The sequence below is a fragment of the Rhodoferax sp. GT1R46 genome (assembly GCF_056521285.1).
Genome location: NZ_JBWMBC010000008.1, coordinates 107,453 through 124,422 on the forward strand (window position 1 = coordinate 107,453; position 16,970 = coordinate 124,422).

Annotated in this window: 11 protein-coding genes; 7 read left to right on the forward strand and 4 right to left on the reverse strand. The window is 60.1% G+C overall.

Annotated features, from left to right (window positions below; genetic code table 11):
• Positions 1 to 25 precede the first annotated feature (25 nt).
• Both AC097W_RS16740 and AC097W_RS16745 read left to right on the forward strand, forming a co-directional pair.
• On the forward strand, positions 26 to 511 hold the full coding sequence (locus AC097W_RS16740) for a flavodoxin domain-containing protein (RefSeq protein WP_479603760.1): 486 nt from the start codon (positions 26 to 28) through the stop codon (positions 509 to 511).
• 68 nt (positions 512 to 579) lie between these two features.
• Positions 580 to 1,500: a CoA transferase gene (locus AC097W_RS16745; protein ID WP_479603761.1), complete on the forward strand. Its 921-nt coding sequence runs from the start codon at positions 580 to 582 to the stop codon at positions 1,498 to 1,500.
• Between the two features lie 8 nt (positions 1,501 to 1,508).
• Here the strand turns inward: AC097W_RS16745 and glgA are convergent, their stop codons facing one another.
• The gene (gene glgA / locus AC097W_RS16750; RefSeq protein ID WP_479603762.1) at positions 1,509 to 2,993 is read right to left on the reverse strand and encodes a glycogen synthase GlgA; all 1,485 of its coding nucleotides are present in this window, start codon (positions 2,991 to 2,993) and stop codon (positions 1,509 to 1,511) included.
• Entirely contained in the window at positions 2,990 to 4,261 is a 1,272-nt protein-coding gene (gene glgC / locus AC097W_RS16755) for a glucose-1-phosphate adenylyltransferase (protein ID WP_479603763.1), read from the reverse strand. Before glgC ends, glgA begins: the two co-directional genes overlap by 4 nt.
• A 175-nt stretch (positions 4,262 to 4,436) precedes the next feature.
• Here glgC and AC097W_RS16760 point away from each other — a divergent pair, with 175 nt between their 5' ends.
• From AC097W_RS16760 to AC097W_RS16780, 5 genes are read left to right on the forward strand one after another with little or no spacing between them, the layout of a single operon-like run.
• The gene (locus AC097W_RS16760; RefSeq protein ID WP_479603764.1) at positions 4,437 to 6,869 is read left to right on the forward strand and encodes a glycogen/starch/alpha-glucan phosphorylase; all 2,433 of its coding nucleotides are present in this window, start codon (positions 4,437 to 4,439) and stop codon (positions 6,867 to 6,869) included.
• Positions 6,842 to 8,770, forward strand: a complete 1,929-nt coding sequence (glgB, locus tag AC097W_RS16765) for a 1,4-alpha-glucan branching protein GlgB (protein ID WP_479603765.1) — start codon at positions 6,842 to 6,844, stop codon at positions 8,768 to 8,770. The genes AC097W_RS16760 and glgB overlap by 28 nt, the downstream gene beginning before the upstream one ends.
• The gene (gene glgX, locus AC097W_RS16770; RefSeq protein WP_479603766.1) at positions 8,758 to 10,866 is read left to right on the forward strand and encodes a glycogen debranching protein GlgX; all 2,109 of its coding nucleotides are present in this window, start codon (positions 8,758 to 8,760) and stop codon (positions 10,864 to 10,866) included. Before glgB ends, glgX begins: the two co-directional genes overlap by 13 nt.
• A 12-nt stretch (positions 10,867 to 10,878) precedes the next feature.
• Complete coding sequence (gene malQ, locus AC097W_RS16775; protein ID WP_479603767.1) at positions 10,879 to 12,402, forward strand: 4-alpha-glucanotransferase; 1,524 nt, start codon at positions 10,879 to 10,881, stop codon at positions 12,400 to 12,402.
• 41 nt (positions 12,403 to 12,443) lie between these two features.
• Positions 12,444 to 13,184, forward strand: a complete 741-nt coding sequence (locus AC097W_RS16780; RefSeq protein ID WP_479603768.1) for a nitroreductase — start codon at positions 12,444 to 12,446, stop codon at positions 13,182 to 13,184.
• Positions 13,185 to 13,230: 46 nt separating this feature from the next.
• Here the strand turns inward: AC097W_RS16780 and AC097W_RS16785 are convergent, their stop codons facing one another.
• Both AC097W_RS16785 and AC097W_RS16790 read right to left on the reverse strand, forming a co-directional pair.
• Positions 13,231 to 15,702: a YgiQ family radical SAM protein gene (locus tag AC097W_RS16785; RefSeq protein WP_479603769.1), complete on the reverse strand. Its 2,472-nt coding sequence runs from the start codon at positions 15,700 to 15,702 to the stop codon at positions 13,231 to 13,233.
• A gap of 78 nt (positions 15,703 to 15,780) precedes the next feature.
• Complete coding sequence (locus tag AC097W_RS16790; RefSeq protein WP_479603770.1) at positions 15,781 to 16,881, reverse strand: oxidoreductase; 1,101 nt, start codon at positions 16,879 to 16,881, stop codon at positions 15,781 to 15,783.
• Between the last annotated feature and the right edge of the window lie 89 nt (positions 16,882 to 16,970).

The window sequence follows — 16,970 nt, forward strand, 5'->3', positions numbered from 1 at the left end:
CAGCAAGACTCCTTGACGCCCACCCATGCAACTCACCATCCTTGTCGGCACGGTTCACGGCAACGCCCTTAGCGTGGCCCAAGCCATCCAGATGTCTGCGGACGACTTTTCCGCCAACATCACTGTACTGCCCATGGACGAGCTGACCATGGAGGTGTTCGACCGACCAGGTGCCTTTTTGATCTGCACTTCCACCACGGGTTCTGGCGACTTGCCTGACAACGCCCAGGCTTTTTACCTTGCCATGGATGCCCAGGCGCGCTACCTGGGCCATGTGCACTATGGCGTGATTGCGCTGGGCGACAGCAGTTACGGGGAAACGTTTTGCGGTGGCGGCAAGCGCTTTGACGAGCGGCTGCAAGACCTCGGAGCCCATCCGGTGGCTCCTATGTGTTGCCTGGATTCGCTCGCGAGCGTCCAGCCCGAAGAGGATGCTCTGCTCTGGTGCAGGGAGTGGTTGCCCCAACTGATGAGCCGCATCCCCATAAATACAGAAGAAAACATGCTGTAGCCCCCGTGGAATATGCGCAGGCAGCTTCCAAATTCATAACAAAAAAATTTCACTCTTTCTTACCATTTATGGCCACCACTCCGTCTCCCGCCGCCACTCCCAAACCGATCCGTCCGCTCAAGGGCGTTCGCATCCTGAGCCTGGCGCTGAACCTGCCAGGTCCAGCCGCACTGATGCGCTGCCAGCAGATGGGCGCCAAGTGCGTCAAGCTCGAACCGCCAGCGCACCCTAGCGCACCGAAGGGCACGTCCGGCGACCCCATGGGGCTGTACAACCGCACAGCCTACGATGTGTTGCACGCAGGTGTCCGCATTGCTACAGCGGATCTCAAGTCGGAAAAAGGTCAAATAGCCCTGCACCGTGAACTGGCCAAAACAGATGTGCTGATGACTTCCTTTCGTCCATCGGCTCTAAATAAACTGGGGCTGGAGTGGAAGGTGCTGCACAAGCTCTATCCCAATCTGTCACTGGTCGCGATTTTTGGTTCACCGGGGCTTCGGGCCGAGGAGCCCGGCCATGACCTGACCTATCTGGCGGAAAACAATCTGGTGGGAGGTCTGGAGTTGCCTCCGACCCTGTACGCGGACATGGGCGGCTCGCTCATGGCATCCGAAGCGGTGCTCAAGGCGCGCCTGAATCAACTGCAAAAAGGCAAAGGCGCGCGATTTGAAGTGGCCCTGTCAGATGCTGCAGCGTACCTGGCCCTGCCGCGCAGTTGGGGGTTGACCAAACCCGGTGCGGCCGTGGGCGGAGGCCACGCGGGTTATCGCGTTTACCCCTGCAAGGACGGTCGCGTAGCCGTAGCGGCACTGGAGCCCCATTTCGCCGCGGCACTGGGTGCTGCAGTCGGCTTGAAAAACTCCGGCATCGTGGCCATGTTTGCCCCGGAGTCACACCAGAGCACAGCCGCTTTTTTCCTGACTCAAACGCGCAAGCAACTCGACGAGTTGGCGGCCGACAAAGACATTCCCCTGCACACCCTGGCGTAGGCCAGACGTCAGGTGGTCTGTTCCGACTTCAGCGCCAGAACTGCGTCCTCGTACAACGCGATGTACTCTCTTGCAGCGTGTTCCCAGGAGTAGTTTTGGGCCATGCCACGCAGCATCAGTTGGCGCCAAAGTGCTGTATTGCGGTAAGCGTTGACGGTCCGCGTCATCGCTTGTCCCAGCGCTACAGTCGTAGCGGGGCCAAACATGAACCCGGTGGCAATGTCCGCTTGCATCGCATCGTCGGAAGCGTCCACCACCGTATCGGCCAAACCACCTATGTTGCGTACCACGGGTACGGTACCGTAGCGCAGTGCATAGAGCTGCGTCAGACCGCAGGGCTCAAAACGGGAAGGCACCAGCATGGCGTCCGCTCCGGCAATGATTCGGTGGGCAAGGTGCTCGTCATACGCTAGCCGAACCGCTACCCGACCGGGGTACGCCAAGGTGGCCGCTTCAAACGCAGCCTCCAGCGCGGAATCGCCGTTGCCCTGAACCGCCAGCTGGGCACCTTTGGCAACAGGGCCTTCCAGCAGCACGGGTAATGCGGCCAGAATCAGGTCCAACCCCTTTTGTGACGTGAGCCGGCTGACGACTCCAAACAAGGGTGCATCAGGATCCGGGTGGAGTCCCATCTCCTGCTGCAGGGCCGCTTTGCAGCGTGCCTTGCCACTCAGGCCTGTAGCTGAATAGGGCGCCGCAATCAAGGCGTCATGGGCGGGATCCCAAACGCCACCATCCACACCATTCAGGATGCCCGAAACCTCCGCACTGCGTGCCCGAATCACCCCGTCCAGACCGCAGCCGAACTCTACGGTTGCAATTTCCCGCGCGTAGTTTGGGCTGACCGTTGTCACACGCTGCGCGTATTTCAGACCGGCTTTCATGAACGACAGTTGCCCGTGGTATTCGAGGCCGCCAGGCACCATCAGGCGTGATGGCAAACCCAGCAAATGAAAGTCACCGGAATCAAACAATCCCTGGTAGGCCAGATTGTGAATGGTGTACACCGTGGCGGTACCTGTACCCGGGCGACAAGCCAGGTAGGCACACGCCATGGCAGCATGCCAGTCATGCGCGTGCAACACCTCAGGTTTCCACTCCGGGTCCAGCTCACCGGCAGCCAGATGGGCCGCGACCCAGCCCAGCAACGCAAAACGCTGCAGGTTGTCTGGCCATTCCTGGCCGTCGGGAGTGTGATAGGGGTTGCCTGCACGCTGATAGAGGTAGGGGGCATCGATCACGTAGGCGGCAACACCGTTGTGCGCCATGCGTCCGAGTCGCAGCGTCACACGGCCTGCGCCAAACACGGCCCCCAGTTCACACACCACGCTCTGTTCTTCAATGCCCGCAAGAATGGCGGGGAAACCGGGTAGCACAAGCCGGACGTCCGCACCCGCTGCGATCAGCGCCTCGGGTAGCGCACCCACCACATCGGCGAGGCCTCCCGTTTTGACCAGTGGAAACACCTCCGCCGCAGCATGCAATACCTTCATATGGCAATTTTCGCCAGCATGTCGGAAGTCACCAGTGTGATGCCGTTGGCGCTGCGATGAAAGCGTTCAGCGTCAAGCACCGGATCTTCACCAATCACCATTCCATCGGGAATGCTGACACCCCGGTCCACCACGACCCGGTTCAAGCGGGCACCACGCCCTATCTGGACTGCCGGCAATAGAACCGACCAGTTGACGGTGGAATAGGAGTGAACCCGAACACTCGAGAACAGGACCGACCTGAACACATGGCCCGACACAATGCAGCCGCCCGAGACCATCGATTCAATAGCCATACCGCGACGATCATCCTGGTTGTGGACAAACTTGGCGGGTGGCAGCTGGTCCTGGTAGGTCATGATTGGCCAGCGACGATCGTAGAGGTTGAGCTGGGGCTCGGTCGCAGTCAGATCCATGTTGGCGTCCCAGTAGGCATCGATCGTGCCTACGTCACGCCAGTACGGCGCATCATCCACATCGCTTCCTGGCACGCAACTCAGTTCAAACGGATGTGCTGCAACGTCGCCATGGCGAACCGCGTGCGGAATGATGTCTTTGCCAAAGTCGTGGCTTGACCCCGGGTCCGCCATGTCCCGCGCCAGTTCCTTGTAAAGATAGTCGGCGTTAAAGATGTAGATGCCCATGCTGGCCAATGACAACTCTGGCTGGTCTGGCATGGCTGGCGGATCGGCCGGTTTCTCCAGAAAGTCAGTCACCTTGCTGTCTGCGTCGACCGCCATGACGCCGAAGGCGCTGGCTTCGCTGCGTGGCACCGCAATGCAGGCTACGGTGCAGTTACGCCCTTTTTCAACGTGGTCCGCCAGCATCAGGGCGTAGTTCATTTTGTAAACATGGTCACCTGCCAAGACAACAATGAAGTCGGGTCGATAACTCTCCAGAATGTCGCGATTCTGGTAGACCGCGTCTGCGGTGCCGCGGTACCAGCTCTCGTCGTCATTTCGCTGCTGTGCCGGCATCAGGTCGACAAACTCGTTCATTTCAGATTTCAAAAATGCCCAGCCACGTTGCAGGTGCCTGAGCAAACTGTGCGATTTGTACTGGGTGATGACGCCGATACGGCGAATGCCCGAGTTCAGACAATTCGATAGCGCAAAATCCACGATACGAAACTTGCCCCCGAAATAAACCGCGGGCTTGGCCCTGCGATCGGTCAAGTTCATCAGACGACTTCCTCGTCCCCCCGCCAGCACCAAGGCCATGGCGCGTTTGGGCAGTTCAAGATTTTGTGCACGCTCGGTTCGGTTCATACGGGTTCTCGTTTTCAGCGCAATTGGGACACACACCGGCATCTTAATGCCCACCTACCCACCACCGCAAATCGGTATGACTGCCCTCCCCCCGTGCGAGAATCAAATTGCGTTGGCAAATGGCTCGATCCTTGCTGCTATTCTTGAACCTGACTCGAAACTAAAGGATTTCACCGTGTCTCCCATTTCACCGATCGCCAAACATGCCCTCGCCGCCCAAATTGAAGAACATCTTTTAAGCACGGTTGGCGTCGCATCGGAGGAAGCCAGTCGCACTGACCTGATGCAGGCGGTGGCTCAAGTGGCGCGCCAGCAGCTGTCGCGGCGGTGGGTGGAGACCCAGGCGCAGGAGCGCGCAGACAAGGCCCGTCGCGTGGTGTATCTGTCCATGGAGTTCCTGATGGGGCGCACTTTATCCAATGCCCTTGCGTCTCTGAACTTGACAGGCGGCGCCGCTCAGGGCCTGGAGCAACATGCCCAGACCATGGAGGACGTCGCCGACAAGGAGCCTGATGCAGCGCTGGGCAACGGTGGTCTTGGACGTCTGGCAGCCTGTTTTCTGGATTCCATGGCAACACTCGGTCTGCCGTCGTTTGGATACGGAATCCGCTACGAATACGGCATGTTCGCGCAAGAAATCCAGAACGGCGTGCAGGTTGAATACCCTGACCCCTGGTTGCAGGACGGCACACCGTGGGAGTTTCCCCGAGCCGAGATTGCCTACCCTGTGCGGTTTGGTGGCTGGGTTGAACACGTGAACGGCACAGCCACCTGGCGGCACGCCGGGGAAGTGGCGGCCAAGGCCTACGACATGGTGGTACCGGGCCATGGTACCGAGCACGTCAGCACGTTGCGTCTCTGGAAAGCTGTGGCGCCCGCGCACATTGACCTTGGTGCCTTCAACACCGGTGACTACGCCCGTGCCGCGAGTATCAAAAATGAATTTGAGAACATCTCGTGGGTTCTGTACCCCAACGACAGCACGCCCGCCGGGCGCGAACTGCGCCTCAAACAGGAGTACTTCTTTGTTGCCGCGTCAATACAGGACCTGGTGAAGCGACATCTGGGGGAACACCCCACACTGGACAATCTGGCCGACAGGGTTGCCATTCACCTCAACGACACCCATCCAGCCATCGGTGTGGCGGAATTGATGCGTCTGCTCTGCGACGAGCATCAGATGCCTTGGGACCAGGCGTGGCAGCTGTGCTGCACGACTTTTTCGTACACCAACCACACGCTGATGCCCGAAGCCCTGGAAACCTGGCCGGTGAGCCTGATGCAGCATGTATTGCCGCGCCATCTGGAAATCATTTTTCGGATCAACAAGGAATTTTTGGCGCTTGCGGCGCTTCACCGCCCGGACGACAACGCATACCTCGCCCGTCTCTCCCTGATTGACGAACACGGTGAGCGCCGTGTACGCATGGCGCACCTTTCTGTTGTGGGCAGCCACAAAGTCAATGGCGTGTCGGTATTGCATTCGAACCTGCTGGTACAGACCATTTTTGCCGACTTTGCGGACCTGTGGCCCGACCGTTTTACCAACATGACCAATGGCGTTACGCCGCGGCGCTGGCTGGCGCAGGCCAACCCCGGCTTGTCAGACCTGCTGGATAGCACGCTTGGAAGGGCCTGGAGGCTGGATCTGGAAGAGCTCAAGCGCCTGAACGGCTATCGGACCGACCCTATTTTCAACAGCAAGTTCCGGGCGATCAAACGCGCCAACAAGGTGCGACTGGCCGCCTACATTGAGCGAACCACCGGCTTCAAGGTCAACCCGGACAGCTTATTCGACGTGCAGGTGAAACGGATCCACGAATACAAGCGCCAGTTGCTTAATGTGCTGCATGTGGTTACCCGTTACCAGGCCATTCTGGCCAATCCGGGTGCGGACTGGGTCCCCAGAACCGTGATCCTGGCGGGCAAGGCTGCATCGTCGTACGACACGGCAAAATCCATCATCCGGCTGATTCACGACGTGGGCAGCATCATCAACAATGACCCGCGTGTGGGCGACAAACTCAAACTGATCTTTATCCCCAACTATGGGGTTTCAGTGGCCGAAATCATCATGCCGGGCGCCGATTTGTCAGAGCAGATTTCTACTGCAGGTACTGAAGCATCCGGCACCGGCAACATGAAGTTGGCGCTTAATGGTGCACTCACCATCGGCACCGATGACGGCGCCAACATTGAAATCCGCCAGAACGTGGGCGATGACAACATCTTTATCTTCGGGCTGAAAACGCCGGAAGTACGTCATCTGAGGCAAATTGGCTATCAACCGTTGCGCTACAGCGAACGCCTGCCCCAACTCAAGGCGGTGCTGGACGCGATTCTTGGCGGCCAGTTTTCTCCGGACGATCCGGGGCGCTATCGTGCCTTGATTGATTCCTTGCTGTGGGGTGGAGACCACTACTTGTTGCTGGCCGACTACGAATCCTATGTCGCCGCGCAATCCCGGGTGGATGATCTGTACCGTCAGCCCACGCAGTGGGTTGAGCGGGCCATTGCCAACGTGGCCGGTATGGGCGCTTTTTCCTCTGACCGCACCATCCGCGAATACGCTGCCCAGATATGGAACATCAAGCCCCCCGCACACTGAGTACGCCCTTCGCCGTGCTCGGCGACATGGATGTCTGGCTCCTTCGGGAGGGCACGCATCTGCGGCCCTATGAGATTTTGGGCGCCAACCCCCGGGTCATTCATGGCGTAGCCGGCACCGCATTTGCCGTATGGGCACCCAATGCGTCTGGCGTCAGCGTGATAGGCGATTTCAATGAATGGGACGGTCGCCGTAACCCCATGCTGCTGCGCCGTGAATGCGGGGTATGGGAACTGTTTCTGCCGGATGTATCGGTAGGCGCCAAGTACAAATTCGAGATGCATTCCGGCGATGGTCACCTGCTGGTTGCCCGCGCCGATCCCTATGCCCGGCAGGCCGAATTGCGCCCGGCTACGGCCAGCATTGTGGCGGCCATGCCGCCACTGGTGGCCTCATCCGATCAGCGACGACAGGCCAACGCGCTGGACGCGCCCATGAGCATTTATGAAGTGCACCTCGGCTCGTGGAGGCGCATTGTGGCGTCTGACGGATCGCAGCGCTGGCCCAACTGGGATGAGCTGGCAGAGTTACTGGTGCCGTACACGCAGGACATGGGGTTCACCCACCTGGAGTTGATGCCCATCAGCGAGCACCCATTTGACGGGTCCTGGGGTTACCAGCCCATTGGTCTGTACGCACCGACTTCGCGTTTTGGCGATGCCGAAGGCTTTGTACGTTTTGTGAAGTCCTGCCATGCGGCAGGCATTGGTGTGCTGCTGGACTGGGTGCCCGCGCACTTCCCCACCGATGCCCATGGCCTGGCCAACTTTGATGGCACCCATTTGTATGAATATGCCGATCCGCGTGAGGGTTTTCATAACGACTGGAACACGCTGATCTACAACCTGGGCCGCACCGAGGTGCGCAACTTCCTGATCGGAAATGGCTTGTACTGGCTGGAACGCTACGGCGTGGACGGGCTACGCGTGGATGCCGTGGCCTCCATGCTGTACCGCGATTACAGCCGCGAACCCGGTGAATGGATTCCCAACCAGCATGGCGGGCGCGAAAACTTGGAAAGTATCGCTTTTCTGAAGCGCATGAACGAGGTGATTGGAAGCGAGCGCCCCGAGGCCATCACGCTGGCAGAAGAGTCCACCGCATTTCCCGCTGTGTCACGCCCTACTTATGCCGGTGGTCTGGGTTTTCACTACAAATGGAACCTGGGCTGGATGCACGACACCCTGCAGTACATGGCGCGTGACCCGGTGTACCGCAAGCACCACCAGAACGACATGACGTTTGGCATGGCCTACGCATTTACGGAGAACTTTGTACTGCCCATTTCTCATGACGAAGTGGTGCACGGAAAAGGCTCGCTGCTGCGCAAGATGCCTGGGGACCGCTGGCAACAACTGGCCAACCTGCGTGCCTACCTGGGCTTCATGTGGGCGCACCCCGGCAAGAAGCTGTTGTTCATGGGATGTGAATTTGCCCAGGAGCGCGAATGGAACCATGACCAGAGCCTGGACTGGCATTTGCTGGAGAACCCCCAGCACGCGGGCGTGCAGCGCCTGGTGCGCGACCTGAACCGTCTGTACTGCACAACACCCGCGCTGTACCAGCTTGATTTCGTGCAGGAAGGATTCGAGTGGATCGACCATCAGGATGCGGCTCATTCCGTGCTGAGTTTCATCCGTCGTGGAACCGATCCAGATACCTTCATCGTCGTGGTGTGCAACTTCACGCCCACCGTCCATCAGGGGTACCGTATTGGCGTCCCCACGCCCGGTGTCTACCGGGAGTGCCTCAACACGGACTCAAGCCATTACGGAGGCAGCAACACCGGGACTCCATGGGGCGCGGCGACCGCAGAGCCCATGGGGTGGCACGGCAAACCCTATTCCGTGCTGTTGACCCTGGCGCCTCTGGCCACCGTGATGCTGGTATGGAAGCCCTGACCCCCGCACTGCAACCGGGTCGTCCCTGGCCACTGGGTTCCAGTTGTGATGGCAAGGGCGTCAACTTTGCCGTTTTCTCCGCCCACGCGCAGGCTATCGAACTGTGCCTTTTTGATGAAGCCGGCACGGTGGAGCTCGCCCGGCTGGCGCTATCCAACCATACCAACGACGTCTGGCATGGCTATTTACCCGGAGGCGGACCAGGCCTTGTCTATGGATATCGCGCACACGGCCTGTGGCAACCCGACCAGGGGCACCGCTTCAATCCATTCAAACTTTTGCTGGATCCGTACACCCGTGAGGTGGTGGGCGCATTCAGTTGGCAGGACGCCCACTTTGCTGCTGACCGGGACCACCCGCAGCAAATGGACATGCGGGACAACGCGGGCAGTGCCTTGAAGTCACGGGTCGTGCTGGACGACTATGACTGGGGAGAGGACACACCGCCGATGGTTTCCCGCCAAGACACCGTGCTGTACGAACTCCACGTCAAAGGTTTTTCGAAAACGAACCGGCGCGTTGCCGAGCCCCTGCACGGAACCTACGCAGGCTTGGCGGAAGACGCGTCCATTGCCCACATCAAGCGGCTGGGAGTGACGACGGTCAGCCTGCTGCCGGTGCACTACGCTCTCGATGAAGAACGGCTGGTCGCCATGGGACTGGTCAACTACTGGGGCTACAACACCCTCGCTTTTTTTGCCATCAACCCGCACATGGCCGCAGGGCAACACGGGGCGGACGCACGGGACGAATTTCGCAATATGGTCAAGGCGCTTCATGCCCAAGGCATTGAAGTGATGCTGGATGTGGTTTACAACCATACCGCCGAGTCCGACGAAAACGGCCCTAATCTGAGTTTTCGGGGTCTGGATAACGCGAGCTACTACCGGTTGCAGCCAGATAACCGGGCTCTCTACGAGAACTTCAGTGGTTGTGGCAACACGCTGGACATACGCCATCCCCGGGTCCTGCAATTGGTCATGGACAGTCTGCGCTACTGGGTCACGGATATGCATGTGGATGGCTTTCGTTTTGACCTCGCGCCCATCCTGGGTCGCGGAGACCATGGGTTCGAGCGTGGAGGCGCTTTTTTTACCGCAATCGCTCAGGATCCGGTGTTGTCGCGGGTCAAGATGATTGCCGAACCCTGGGATATCGGTCCAGGCGGCTACCAGGTCGGTCAATTCCCACGCGGCTGGCTGGAATGGAACGACCACTTTCGGGATGTGATGCGCGGTTTCTGGGTGCATGGCGGCCACCCGGCCCGCACACGCGACCAATTCGCTCTGCGCCTGTGCGGCTCTTCCGACCTGTACCAGCACCGCCAGAGACGCCAGCGTGCACCGGCGGAGTCGGTCAACTACGTGGTGTCGCATGATGGATTCACGCTCAATGATCTGGTGAGCTACAACGAGCGCCACAACGAGGCGAACGGCGAGAACAACCGGGATGGACACGCCCATAACCTCAGCTTTAACTGCGGAATTGAGGGCCCCACCGACGACCCGGCGGTGAACGCCATGCGCGGTCGACTCCAGCGCGCCTTGCTGGCCACCACCCTGCTGGCCCAGGGAACACCCATGCTGTGCGCCGGTGATGAACTGGGACACAGCGGCAACGGCAACAACAATGCCTACTGCCAGGACAACGAAACCACCTGGATTGACTGGGCCCATGCCGACCTGGATCTGATCGACTTCACCGCATGGGTCATTTCATTGCGCCGCCAGACGCTTCCATTTGGAAACCTCTGGTACAGCGGACTGCCCGACCGCAACGGTCTGGGCGACTTGACATGGCTGCAACGGAGTGGCGGTCCGTTACCGGAGCAAGCCTGGAGTGATACGCGGGACTGTGTGCTGGGCTGCCTGATCGGCAAGCCGGGGCGCGCCAAGGCCCCCGTGTTGTTGTTGGTGAACCCGGAGGCTGTCGCGCATGCTTTCATGCTACCGGCGGGCGTGTGGCGCGCCGTCCTGGACACGGCACACCCGCGTGGCATTGCCCACTGGCACGGGCAAGGCGAAACACCCTACCCGCTTGCGGCGCAGAGTCTCGTATTGCTGGTGTCTGCCGGTACCGATGTGCATTTCTACTGAGCACCGTTCACCATGATATTTCCCCGCCGCAGCGGCATTCTGCTCCACCCGACCAGCCTGCCTGGCCCCCATGGCAGCGGAGACTTCGGGCCGACGGCCTACCATTTTGTGGACTGGTTGGCCACGGCCCGACAAAAGCTGTGGCAAATCCTGCCGCTGGGCGGCATTGGCCCCGGTAACTCGCCGTACATGAGCAGTTCCGCGTTTGCGGGCAACCTGCTGCTGATTGACCTGGCCAACTTGCAGCAACGCGGCTGGCTTGACGCGGCCGATCTGCTAGCGGTCCCAGATTTCAGCGATGTTCGGGTGAACTACGCAGCCGTCGTGCCCTGGCGCATGCAGCGCCTGCACAAAGCCGCGCAGGCATTCGCACAGACATGTGCGCACGCAGGTTCTTCAGAAGATCTGGCCGACTTCGCGGCCTTTTGCCAGCAACACGCCAGCTGGCTCGACGACTACGCCCTGTTCATGACAGTCGCCGAACTGCAAGACTGGCAAGACTGGTGCGATTGGCCGGCACCCCTGGCACAACGCCAGGAACAGGCTTTGCAGCAGGTCAGGAATGACAACGCATCGCAGATCGCCTTCTGGAAGTTCTGCCAATGGTGCTTTTTCAGCCAGTGGCAGCGGCTCAAACACTATGCCAATAACCGCGGCATCCAGATCGTGGGCGATGCGCCCATTTTCATTGCCTACCAAAGTGCCGAAGTCTGGGCTCGTCCGGAGTTGTTTGAGCTGGACTCAGACGGTCGCGCCACCGTGGTCGCAGGTGTTCCGCCCGATTTTTTCAGCGCTACGGGTCAGCGTTGGGGCAACCCACTGTACCGCTGGGGTGCCCATGCGGATGAAGGCTACGCCTGGTGGATCGAGCGCATCCGGCGCACTTTCGAACTGGTGGACATTGTTCGCATTGACCACTTTCGGGGTTTTGCCGGATATTGGGAGATACCCGCCACGGAGCCCACAGCCGTCAAGGGTCGCTGGCAACCGGGCCCTGGCGCCGCGTTGTTTTACGCAATCCGCGATGCGCTGGGTGACCTGCCCATCATTGCCGAGGACCTGGGCGTGATCACCAAAGAGGTGAATGCCCTGCGCCGCGCGTTCGAGTTGCCGGGCATGCGCATCCTGCAATTCGCCTTTGGAGAGGGCGCCGCCGATGACAATGCCAACCCCTACCTGCCGCACAACTATGAGGCCAGCACGGTGGTCTACACCGGCACGCATGACAACGACACGACGCAGGGTTGGTGGGCCGATATTTCACCCGCCATGCGCCAGCATGTCCTTGATTACCTGGGTTCCAGTGACCTTGAAGGCCATCGCATGCATTGGGAGCTGATCCGCGCTGCGTGCGCCAGTGTAGCCAACACCGCCATTCACCCGTTGCAGGATGTACTGGGACTGGGCGGAGAACACCGCATGAACTGCCCGGGCCAGGCAGAAGGCTACTGGGAGTGGCGCTTTCACTGGGATCAGGTGGAGCCATTGCACGCCGCGCGACTCGCCCAATTCGGTCGCCTCTATGGTCGCGAGTAGCGCCCAGAATATTCATTAACACTGCCGACGCCGGCTGACCCATGCACATCCCATCCACTGCAGACACCCTGTCCACGCTGATCCGCTCCCGGCGCAGCGTGCGCGATTTCTTGCCCACCCCTATTCCCGAAGACGTGCTGAACGCGGTGCTGTCCGACGCCAACCACGCACCCAGCTGGTCCAACACGCAGCCTTACCGGATAGCCATCGCCACTGGCCCCACGCGCGACAAACTCGCTGCCGAACTGACTGCACGGTTCAACCAGGGCATGGTCGCCCAGCGCGGCGGATGGATGGGCAAACTCCAACTGCTGGCCACACCGGGTGCCATGCCGGACGGTGATTTCAAGGTCAACTTTGAGTATCCACCCGACCTGCAACCGCGCCGCCGTGCCACGGGACATGGTCTGTATGCGTTGCTGGGCATCGGCCGCAAAGACCACGCCGCCCGCGAGGCGCAAATGCGCCGGAACTTTGAATTCTTCGGCGCGCCCACCGTGATCTTCGTGTTTGCGCATAGCGGACTGCGCGAGTTCTCGGTGCTGGATGCGGGTATCTTCATCCAGACGCTGATGCTGTCGGCCCATGCACACGGGCTGGGCACGTGCGCGCAGGGCGCTCTGGCTACGTGGGGTGGGCCCGTGCGTGAAGCGTTTGATGTGCCAAAGGACTACAAGCTGATCTGCGGCCTGTCGATTGGCTTCGCTTCACCACACGCAGTCAACGCATACAACCCCGGACGCGGAACAGTTCCAGAACTGATGACCCGTCATTTGCTATAGTTTTAATAGCTATCTGCGCATAGCCCACGGGGGCTACAGGCACATCTCAGCGCGGCTTGCGCGGCAATTTGCTGGCGAGGCGACCCGCACCGGTGTCGCGTGGGGGCAAGCCGGTATGCTGCGTCAGCATGCGCCCTTTAACGGGCGTGGCTGACACGGCCGACGGGGCCGCTTTGGTTGACGACAAGGCTACGGATGTTTTGGCACCCAGCGCAGTGGAGTTTTTCTTGCGCGCACTGTCGTAAGAGCTGCCCGGCAGCGGCTGGTAGGTTGGAATCAGGTGGTGCTTGCCATTGCCCACCAAGTCGGCCCGGCCCATGGATTTCAACGCCTCGCGCAGCAGCGGCCAGTTGTTGGAGTCGTGGTAGCGCAAAAAGGCTTTGTGCAGGCGGCGGCGCTTTTCGCCGCGCACCACGTCCACTTTTTCGCCACGTTCATCGCGGTGAACACCCTTGAGGGGGTTGACACCAGAGTGGTACATCGCCGTCGCGGTGGCCATGGGGCTGGGATAAAAGGTTTGCACCTGGTCGGCCCGAAAGCCATTTTTCTTCAGCCACACCGCCAGATTCATCATGTCTTCATCGGTGGTGCCCGGATGGGCTGCGATGAAATACGGAATCAAAAACTGCTTTTTGCCGGCCTCTGCAGTGAACTTGTCAAACAGGGTTTTGAACTTGTCGTAGGTGCCCATGCCCGGCTTCATCATCTTGCTCAGCGGGCCTTGCTCGGTATGCTCGGGCGCAATCTTGAGGTAGCCACCCACGTGGTGCTGTACCAGTTCTTTCACGTACTCAGGGCTCTGCACTGCCAGGTCGTAGCGCACACCAGAGCCAATCAGAATTTTCTTAATACCTTTGAGCGCACGCCCGCGGCGGTAGATCTTGATCAGCGGGTCGTGGTTGGTGGTCAGGTTCTGGCAAATGCCAGGATAGACACAGCTCGGCTTGCGGCAGGCGGCTTCAATCTCCGGTGTGCGGCAGCCCAGGCGGTACATATTGGCCGTGGGGCCACCCAGGTCGGAAATGGTGCCGGTAAAGCCCTTCACCTTGTCGCGGACATCCTCGATTTCTTTGATGATCGACTCTTCCGAGCGGCTCTGGATGATGCGGCCCTCATGCTCGGTGATGGAGCAAAAGGTGCAGCCGCCAAAACATCCGCGCATGATGTTGATCGAGAACCGAATCATCTCCCACGCCGGGATCTTGGTGGTGTGCTCGTGGCTGCCATTCTCGTCCGCATAGGCCGGGTGCGGGCTGCGGGCGTAAGGCAGATCGAACACAAAGTCCATCTCGGCCGTGGTCAGCGGAATGGGCGGCGGGGTGATCCACACGTCGCGTGCGGTTACGCCCTCGCCGTGGGCTTGCACCAACGCGCGGGCGTTGCCGGGGTTGGTCTCCAAATGCAACACGCGGTTGGCGTGGGCATACAGGATAGGGTCGCTCTTGACCTGCTCGTAGCTGGGCAGGCGGATGACCGAACGGTCGCGCGGCGGTACTTTGAGCTTGCCTTGCAAGGCTGGGTTGGCAAAGAAGGTAATGGGTGAAATGCTGGCATTCACCTCTGGCTTTAAGCCTTTTATGGCTGTAGCCCTCGTATTACCTGCGAGAGCAGCTATTGAATTAATAGCACTAGACGCCGCTCCACGCGCTTCAGCGGCTTGCGCAACGGCTTTGGCGTCATCCTCTTTCGCACAGGTGCTGCCCTGAGACGCCGCCTGCTCTGAGGTGGTCATGTAGGGGTTGACGTGGGCTTCGACGCGTCCAACTTCATCCACGCTGGTGGAGTCAATCTCAAACCAGCCTTTGCCGGTTTCGTCGTCCGGGCGACGCACAAAGGCCGTGCCGCGCACGTCGGTGATGTTGTGAACCGGTTCTTTCGCGCCCAGGCGGTGGGCAATTTCGACAATAGCGCGTTCGGCATTGCCGTAGAGCAGCAGGTCGCACTTGGCGTCCACCACGATACTGCGGCGCACTTTATCGCTCCAGTAGTCGTAGTGGGCGATGCGGCGCAAAGAGCCTTCGATGCCGCCCAAAACAATGGGCACATCCTTGAACGCCTCGCGACAGCGCTGGCTGTAGACGATGGCGGCGCGGTCGGGGCGCTTGCCACCCACATCACCCGGGGTGTAGGCATCGTCACTGCGAATCTTGCGGTCTGCGGTGTAGCGGTTGATCATGGAATCCATGTTGCCCGCGGTCACACCCCAAAACAGGTTGGGCTTGCCAAGCGCTTTAAAGGCCTCGGCACTGGTCCAGTCGGGCTGGGCAATGATGCCGACCCGGAAGCCCTGGGCTTCGAGCATGCGGCCAATCACCGCCATGCCGAAACTGGGGTGGTCCACATAGGCGTCGCCGGTAACCAGCACGATGTCGCAGCTGTCCCAACCCAGCTTGTCCATCTCGGCACGGCTCATGGGCAAAATGGGGGCTGTGCCAAAGCGGGCCGCCCAGTACTTGCGGTAACTGGTCAGCGGCTTGGCGGCGCGCGCGAAAAAGGAGACGTCAACAGGGGCGTTCATGGCACTCACGGGGTTAACCGAGCATTTTAAGGTTTTGCGCTTGGCAGCGCACCTTAAAGGGGTACTTCCGTGCAATGGCTAAAGCCAGCCGCCCACGCCAACAGGCGCACCCACCGATACAAACTGCCCAAGGGACGCACTGTGCTCACCCTGGGCCAGCAGCCGCATGGCCATTTCCACCTGTTCCGGGGTTACCGATGGCGCAGGTGCGCGCCCTTGCAGGTGCTCACACAGTTGGGCGTAATAGGCCAGGTAGTTGCCTGCCCGGTCGGGTGCTGGTGTGACCACCAGCCCACGGTCTGTGTGCGTCGTCACGCTGCCCACCAGCGGATCGTGGCCCCAGGCTGAGGTGTCTCCCCATTGCGGCCGCCCACCCGCCTTGAGCGCGTCTTCCTGCACATCCAGCCCATATTTCACAAAGGAACCCAGTGTGCCGTGCACAACAAAACGCGGTCCCACCGCCGGAACCAGCGCGCTGGCATGCAACAGCACGCGCAGACCGGTATGGCGCGTGGAGTCCTGTTTCGCATACCGCAACTGGGCGTGGAAATAGTCGTTCACCTGTGCGCCGTCACGCTGACATGCCAGATCCACCTGAATGTCATCAGGGGCACCAAACAGCTGCAGGCACTGGTCAACCAGGTGGGCGCCCAGGTCAAACCACAATCCGGAACCTGGCAGGTTCTGTTCGCGCCAGCGATCGGGCACGACCGGGCGGTAACGATCGAAATGGGATTCGAAAGATACGATTCGGCCCAGCACCCCGCTGTCCAGTACTTGTTGCAGGGCCAGAAAGTCCGCGTCCCAGCGCCTGTTCTGGAACACGGTCATCGCTTTGCCTGCCTCCTTGGCGATTTGCAGCAATTCCTGTGTTTGCGCCAGCGTCACGGTGCAAGGCTTGTCCACCACCACATGCTTTCCCGCCAGCAACGCTTCGCGTGCCAGCGGGTGGTGGCTTTCATTGCCGGTAGCGATAACGACCAGTTCGATGGACGGATCCGTAAAAACCGCTTGCGAGGTGCTCACGACGCGGACCTGAGGCCAGTCCGCCAACACCGCTTGGGGCTTGGACGAACAAATACAGTCCAAACGCAAGCCCGGCACTCCACTAATGAGGGGCGCATGAAAGATGCGGGCGGCGTTTCCGTAGCCAATGAGGGCGACATTAATGGGTTTCATAACCGCATCATCGCCCAGCAACAAAACCCAGGCCAGCAGGTGACCCACAGTAGAAACCCCAACACCATTCTTTTTTCAGGCATCGAAAT